The 6,035-nt window shown below is 31.8% G+C and carries 7 protein-coding genes; all 7 read right to left on the bottom strand.

The window, feature by feature from the left end:
- Positions 1-255 precede the first annotated feature (255 nt).
- Entirely contained in the window at positions 256-864 is a 609-nt protein-coding gene (locus tag Q428_RS13140; RefSeq protein ID WP_035381663.1) for a hypothetical protein, read from the bottom strand.
- A 16-nt stretch (positions 865-880) separates the two neighbouring features.
- Positions 881-1,183, bottom strand: a complete 303-nt coding sequence (locus Q428_RS13135; RefSeq protein ID WP_035381662.1) for a hypothetical protein — start codon at positions 1,181-1,183, stop codon at positions 881-883.
- A gap of 97 nt (positions 1,184-1,280) precedes the next feature.
- On the bottom strand, positions 1,281-1,814 hold the full coding sequence (locus Q428_RS13130; protein WP_152539140.1) for a hypothetical protein: 534 nt from the start codon (positions 1,812-1,814) through the stop codon (positions 1,281-1,283).
- A gap of 162 nt (positions 1,815-1,976) precedes the next feature.
- Complete coding sequence (locus tag Q428_RS13125; protein WP_035381658.1) at positions 1,977-3,611, bottom strand: recombinase family protein; 1,635 nt, start codon at positions 3,609-3,611, stop codon at positions 1,977-1,979.
- Positions 3,612-3,712: 101 nt separating this feature from the next.
- Positions 3,713-3,883 (bottom strand): hypothetical protein, encoded by a 171-nt coding sequence (locus Q428_RS15525; RefSeq protein ID WP_161633633.1) that lies wholly within the window; start codon positions 3,881-3,883, stop codon positions 3,713-3,715.
- A 324-nt stretch (positions 3,884-4,207) separates the two neighbouring features.
- Positions 4,208-4,591 (bottom strand): DUF2750 domain-containing protein, encoded by a 384-nt coding sequence (locus Q428_RS13120; protein WP_035381656.1) that lies wholly within the window; start codon positions 4,589-4,591, stop codon positions 4,208-4,210.
- Positions 4,588-6,035, bottom strand: a 1,448-nt coding sequence (locus Q428_RS15520) for a polymorphic toxin type 8 domain-containing protein (RefSeq protein ID WP_242847848.1), incomplete at its 5' end; no start/stop codon positions are given. The genes Q428_RS15520 and Q428_RS13120, both read right to left, overlap by 4 nt.

Genomic DNA, 6,035 nt, shown 5'->3' with positions numbered 1-6,035 from the left:
GTCCTTTGTATAAGTTTAAATTATATGTTACTCAACTTTCACAAAACAGAAAGACTAGTTTCTCCTTGAAAGGACAAGGCAAAGGCTTTGTAAATTTATATCCTATTTCTTCTTAACTATTCTTTACTGTCCCTATGCGGTTTACAATTATTAATTAAACCTAACCTATTATAACTAGCATTATAAATTTGAAAGAGGATATCAAAAACAATATCCCCTTTCCCAAACTATTATTGATTACTCCTAATAATGCTATTATAAATCTTCTGGTACCCAATCCTTATTAACCTTTTCCCCTGCTAATGGAATACTATATTCCCAACTACACGAAGTAATTCTTGTGTCAGATGTATGCCATAAAACATCTGAAAGCAAGCAAAAAATCACTGCTACCTCCCTTGGTAAACTATTATTATAAATTATTTTATATTGATCTCCATCTAATTCCTTTATGTTTTTTCTTTTTATTACACCTGTTTGTTTTTTATTCCAATAAATAGGAATATTATTTATCTCATATCCAAACATTTCATAGTCTTGACCTTTAATTTTTCCTATAACAATGCTATCACCCGAAGTCTTTTCTCTTAAGTATCCTTCTTTAATTCCATTTTTATAGTAAACATAATCACAAATACTACTTTCTAAAAAATTTACGAAGGGTATATTTTGTAAAATAAATTTCAACCAATTTTCTTGTTTAAGACAACAAACTTCTTTACCATTAGATTCATATAAATATATTTTTCTTAAACTAGGAATAATATTTCTATTAATTTTAGCAATATAAATAAGCTCTGATGATGCATATACCTTGTATTCATAATTTAGCTTAAATTTAGACTGTTCTATAATTAATTCCATTTTAATCTCCTTATTATTAACTATTTTTAATATATTTTTCCTGATCTTTTATCAAATATATGCTTGCCGGGGTGCTTATTGCATATAGATATATAATCCCAATGCTACCTTCTAAAATGTCAGGCAAACCCAAAATAATCATTAATTCAGGTTTAACTAAGAAAAATACAACTGAAAAAATAAACCCTATAACTAATATCTTTATAGCTTTTTTAGGTTCTCTCCATAATATATAGTTTATAACTGCAATAACACAAATATAAACATAAGTTAATGGTGTTAGGAAGTATTGAAATTTAGGCTTAATTAAGTTTCTCATTATTTTATACCTCTCTTTTTTATACTGACTATTATCTATATTTCATTATCACTCATTATATTAAATTAAATTATTATATTAAAAATGATTCTAACTATTATTTTACTTCAAGTATTACATCCCCACCTATACCATAATGAACACCAAATTTAATTTTTTTACTTACAGTATTATCAACCTCTAATCCCCCACCAATTGAGAACAAATCACCTTCAAGTCCAATTACTAAAATCTTTCTTGAATATGGTATAAATATATTAATACTTCCGCTAGCCCCAACAAGCGATAGCTTTCCATATGCCGCTAATTTCTTTTTATTGGCTAAAACTATACCTATATCACTATTCAAAGAAGGACCTTTTATATACCATTGAGCCCTTTTATTCCCGCTATAAACTTTAGCTATTCCCAGCTCGCCAGAACACAATTGAGCTTTCACTCCACCATCTACTTTTGCTAATTTAGGTCCTTCACCTTCTTTGTAAAATGTTTTACTTTGGACAGTATGCTTTTTTACATAATTATTATAATTAACTTTACTCATTAAAGCTAAGCTATACTCCCTCATTTCTTCTGTCTCTTCATTAGGATTAGCTGCTATCATTTCTCGAAAACCTGATGGATCTTTCATTGTTATAGCATTATTCTTACAATAGATAAATATATTATGACCTAGTAACTCTCCTAAGCTTCCCGCTATTGCATCAGCATTAATAAACCTTCCCCACTCAGGGTTATACTACGATGTAACTTGTCGCATATATTTAAATACGGATTTTATTGAACTACAAGCTTAATCACTTGCCTTTCCAATAAATCTGTAGTAAATTTCAATTTTCTGTGTTCTCTTGCCATTCTCTTTTTTAGCTTCATGGATTAATATTTTTTCAATTAGCTCATTTACAATAGTGACATCTAGCTTCTGTATATTGCCATATTGCTTGATTAGCTCTATCCATTTAGCTGCATTATCAAAGCTTTGGCTATTTGCTTCTATACGCTTTTTAAGCTCTTTTTCCTTAAGTCTTTGAGTTTCCTGTTCCTCTTGGTATTTCTTAAACATTACAGAGTAATTATAATCACTCATTTTACCAGAAACATTCTGCTCAAAAAGCCTTTGAAGTAATAACTCAAGGTCATTTAACCTTTGCTTTGTTTTGGCAAGTTCCTTCTTTGTTTGTTCTAATTCTTTAAGCTTTTTCTTATCACTAGATTCTGTTAATCTTAGTAAAAGACCATCAGAATCTTCTAATGCCAGCTTTGAGAATGCTTTAATATCTTCAAGCACCATTTCACAAAGCTTTTGATAATTTGTATTGTGGAGAGTGCATCTAGTTTTCCCATAAACTCTATTGGTTGAACATTGCAGATAACGCCTTTCAGTTCTCTTTTTAGTTTTAAAATCAATTTGCTTTGGCGTTAGCCCCATGCTCCATCCACAATCTGCACAACGTGCTATTCTTGCAAATATATTAGGTTCATGACTTGCTCCAAAATTAACTCTTCTTTCTGCTTTATCCTGAACAATATCCCATATTTCCTTATCAATTAGGGGTTCGTGGCTACCTTCTACAGTAACCCATTTATCCTTTGGTTGAGGCTGTCTTCTCTTTGATTTATAGGACACTGAAATCTCTTTATAATGTGTTACATTGCCTATATAAATTTCATTTTCAAGTATTCTTTGGACAGCATTCATTGACCATGAATAATATTTTTCAGGCTTTGCATTCATAAATTCTTTTGCGTAGTATTTAGGATTGAGTTTATTTAGGTAAGCTGATGGTGTGAGTATCTTTCTTTTAGTAAGCTCTGTTCTAATTCTACTTGCTCCATACCCCTGACTTGCAAGGTTAAATATAAGCCTTATTACTTCTGCTGATTCATCATCTATAAGTATCTTCCCCTTAATTTCAGGGTGTTTCTTATACCCAAATGGAGCATAAGCACCATGATGGTCACCTCTAGCTGCTTTTATTTTATAAGCTGACTTTACCTTTCTGCTGATGTCCTTAGCATACATTTCATTAAGGATATTTTTAAAAGGAGCTATGTCATTATCGTTATTGATGGTATCTATGCCATCATTTAATGCAATATAACGGACATTCTTTTCAGAAAAGTATATCTCTGTATAATAACCTGTTTGTATATAATCTCTTCCAAGTCTAGATAAATCTTTAGTTATTACAAGATTAATTTTTCCCTCTTCAATATCCCTTATCATTCTCTTAAAGTCAGGTCTTTCATAAGTAGTACCTGATATACCATCATCAACATAATAGTCAACTATACGCCAGTTTTGGTCTTGAACATATTTAGATAACATTGCCTTTTGAGTTAAGATACTTGAACTTTCACCGTGCATATCATCATCCCTAGATAATCTGCAATAGATAGCTACATCATAATAAATTTGTTGTTCCAATTAATAAATCCTCCTTTTTTTGAAACAACAGTCAACCACCTATTAAGGCAATTATATTACTACTGTTTCAACATTTCAACAACTTACAAATTTAATTATGATTAGCTAACCTTGTCCTTTAATTCATCATGCTTTTGTAGTATTTCTTCAAAAACTTTATCTAAATTTCTACTTCCAATAAAATAACGAGTAATGATAAATACCTCTTTACCATCATCAATAACTTTTTCTTGCTCAAATGGATTTAAGTTTTTCAATTTCTTTGTTTGCATCCTAACTTCTCCTTTCCATATATTGAGAATAAAATTTTTCCTCTATAATATGGTCAGTAGAAGTCATAAAAAGTGACAACTTTTAAAAATTGTTAAATAATCTCCTTAAAAACTTTAGATTTAGCTTAAGACAAATCATAAAATATTTGTCTTGCCAAGTTTTAAAGCATTTGGCGAGTACGTAGATTTTATTCTACGGCAAGCTTCCTATTTGTATAGCCAAATAGATGAAATTGGGTAATCCCAAACCCTTATAATTTGAAAACCGCCTTTGCTTATGCAAAGGCGGTAATAGGTAAGTTGACTGTCATGTCCTTATTATAATTAATAATTTTCTAGTTCTTCATTCAAATCTTCTGTAAGCTTTTCTGGTTTTACAACAATACCCTTATCATGTTTTGTATAAAATATCGCCGCACTTAAACCATCTTTTTTCATATCTACAAGCCACCCGTCAATAAATTCATACAAGTCAATAGGTTCAGCACTATAGTTGCTCCATTGCTCTAAACAACATGCTTCAGCAAATTCCTTTCTAGGCCAAAACGGAATCATTTCATTTCCATCATCATCTGCTACCATAGCCCAACCGTCATTATATAATCCCCATAGTTCTTCATTATCAGCTACCTTTTTAATAAAATATTCATATCTTTTAGCCCCTGGTAACTTAGAAACTTCTTCAAACTCTTTAACATTCACAATCATCTTCTCCTTCCATATTTATCATATTTATGCTGTAATTTATGAAGATTTGTATCGTTCAAAACACTATGACTATAACCAAAACCTTTTCTTGCTTCATAGCCTCTTTTATGTGCCATCTGATACCCATTAGGAACTCTTATTGTAGTTCTCTTACCCCTGTTAATCTGATTAATATCTCTCTTAATTTCTCCTCTCAATGCCGAAGAAACCTTATCATCCTTTGCTATTTCTCTAAGACGAGCTTGTTTTCCCGTACGCCCTGTATTCTTAACCACTTTTGCAGTATCAACCACATCATCTACTTTACTAACTGCCTTTACCCCTTTAGCTGTATATGAACCTGGTACAAACGGAATAACTGTCGCCCCAATATCCCACGCAAGATAACCTGCGTTTGCCCAAGATGGTTTTGATATTAAGTCATATGCACTCCAACCAATACTACCTATATCAAGTATAGTCTCCCAAAAATATCCACCTTCATCAGACCTATTGACAGGGTTGTTGTCGCAATAAGCGAATAAATTTTTATCCGTAAGATCTTCTAAAGTATTGTCTAAAACATCTGTATCATCCGCATTTAACATGCGACAAAACTCAGGACTATAATAACGGCTTTGTAAATAATACATCCCCGTCTCGTTATCAAATCTATATCCTCTATACCTATAAGGATTCTTATACCCAATATGCCCAGTTGAGTTCGTTATATCATTCCCATTCTGATCCTTAATGCTTATCAGTTTTCCCCAAGAATCATAGGTGTATGATACCACCTTATTACCATTTGTATTAGCTAACCCTATTATATCACCTTGAGCATTCCTTATATAGAAATACTCTGTTCCACAGTAGTTCATACTAACAAGGTTATCGCTGCTGTCATAGGTGTAGTAGATTCTGTCTCCTCCGGTTGTTTCGTTCTTTTCGTAGGTTACCTTGCCGCCAACTATTGTGTATTTTGTGGTTGAACCATTTACTGTCTTTTCGGTTCTTATCCCCTCTGAATTATACTTATATGAAACATCCATTCCTGGCTTTGACATTCCTGATAATTGACGTCCCATTTCCCAAGTATAATCCCACCCGTTATATGTCAATGGATTTCCTATGGCATCATAGGTTATTTCCTTTCCATCAAAGGCTGTAAGCTTATCCTTCCAATTTGTATCCCCATAAGTATAGTTATATGTCTTTGTAGGATTTGCCGGGGTTCCTGTTGTGTATGGGTATTCTGTCTTTGTTAATATGTTTCCTCCATCATCATAGGAGTAAACAATTGTTTTATTTAATACCTCATTATCTTCCCTTGTAAGTTCATTAAGAGCATTGTAAGTGTATTTTATTACCTTGCTATTTTCTGTTATAGTCTCAATATTCCCATTCTTATCATAAGCATAGAATATTTCCGAACCATTGTTATTTACTTTTTCAACCTTATTTG

It is taken from the genome of Fervidicella metallireducens AeB (assembly GCF_000601455.1).
Classification (GTDB): Bacteria; Bacillota; Clostridia; order Clostridiales; family Caloramatoraceae; genus Fervidicella; species Fervidicella metallireducens.
Note: the sequence above shows the minus strand (reverse complement) of the source record. Positions and strands in the feature narration are given on the sequence as shown.

Bases quoted from the DNA above. Each gene is read 5' to 3' on its own strand.
- Q428_RS13140 (WP_035381663.1), bottom strand. From the start codon at position 864: ATGGAATTAATTATAGAACAGTCTAAATTTAAGCTAAATTATGAATAC.
- Q428_RS13135 (WP_035381662.1), bottom strand. From the start codon at position 1,183: ATGAGAAACTTAATTAAGCCTAAATTTCAATACTTCCTAACACCATTA.
- Q428_RS13130 (WP_152539140.1), bottom strand. From the start codon at position 1,814: ATGAAAGATCCATCAGGTTTTCGAGAAATGATAGCAGCTAATCCTAAT.
- Q428_RS15525 (WP_161633633.1), bottom strand. From the start codon at position 3,883: ATGCAAACAAAGAAATTGAAAAACTTAAATCCATTTGAGCAAGAAAAA.
- Q428_RS13120 (WP_035381656.1), bottom strand. From the start codon at position 4,591: ATGATTGTGAATGTTAAAGAGTTTGAAGAAGTTTCTAAGTTACCAGGG.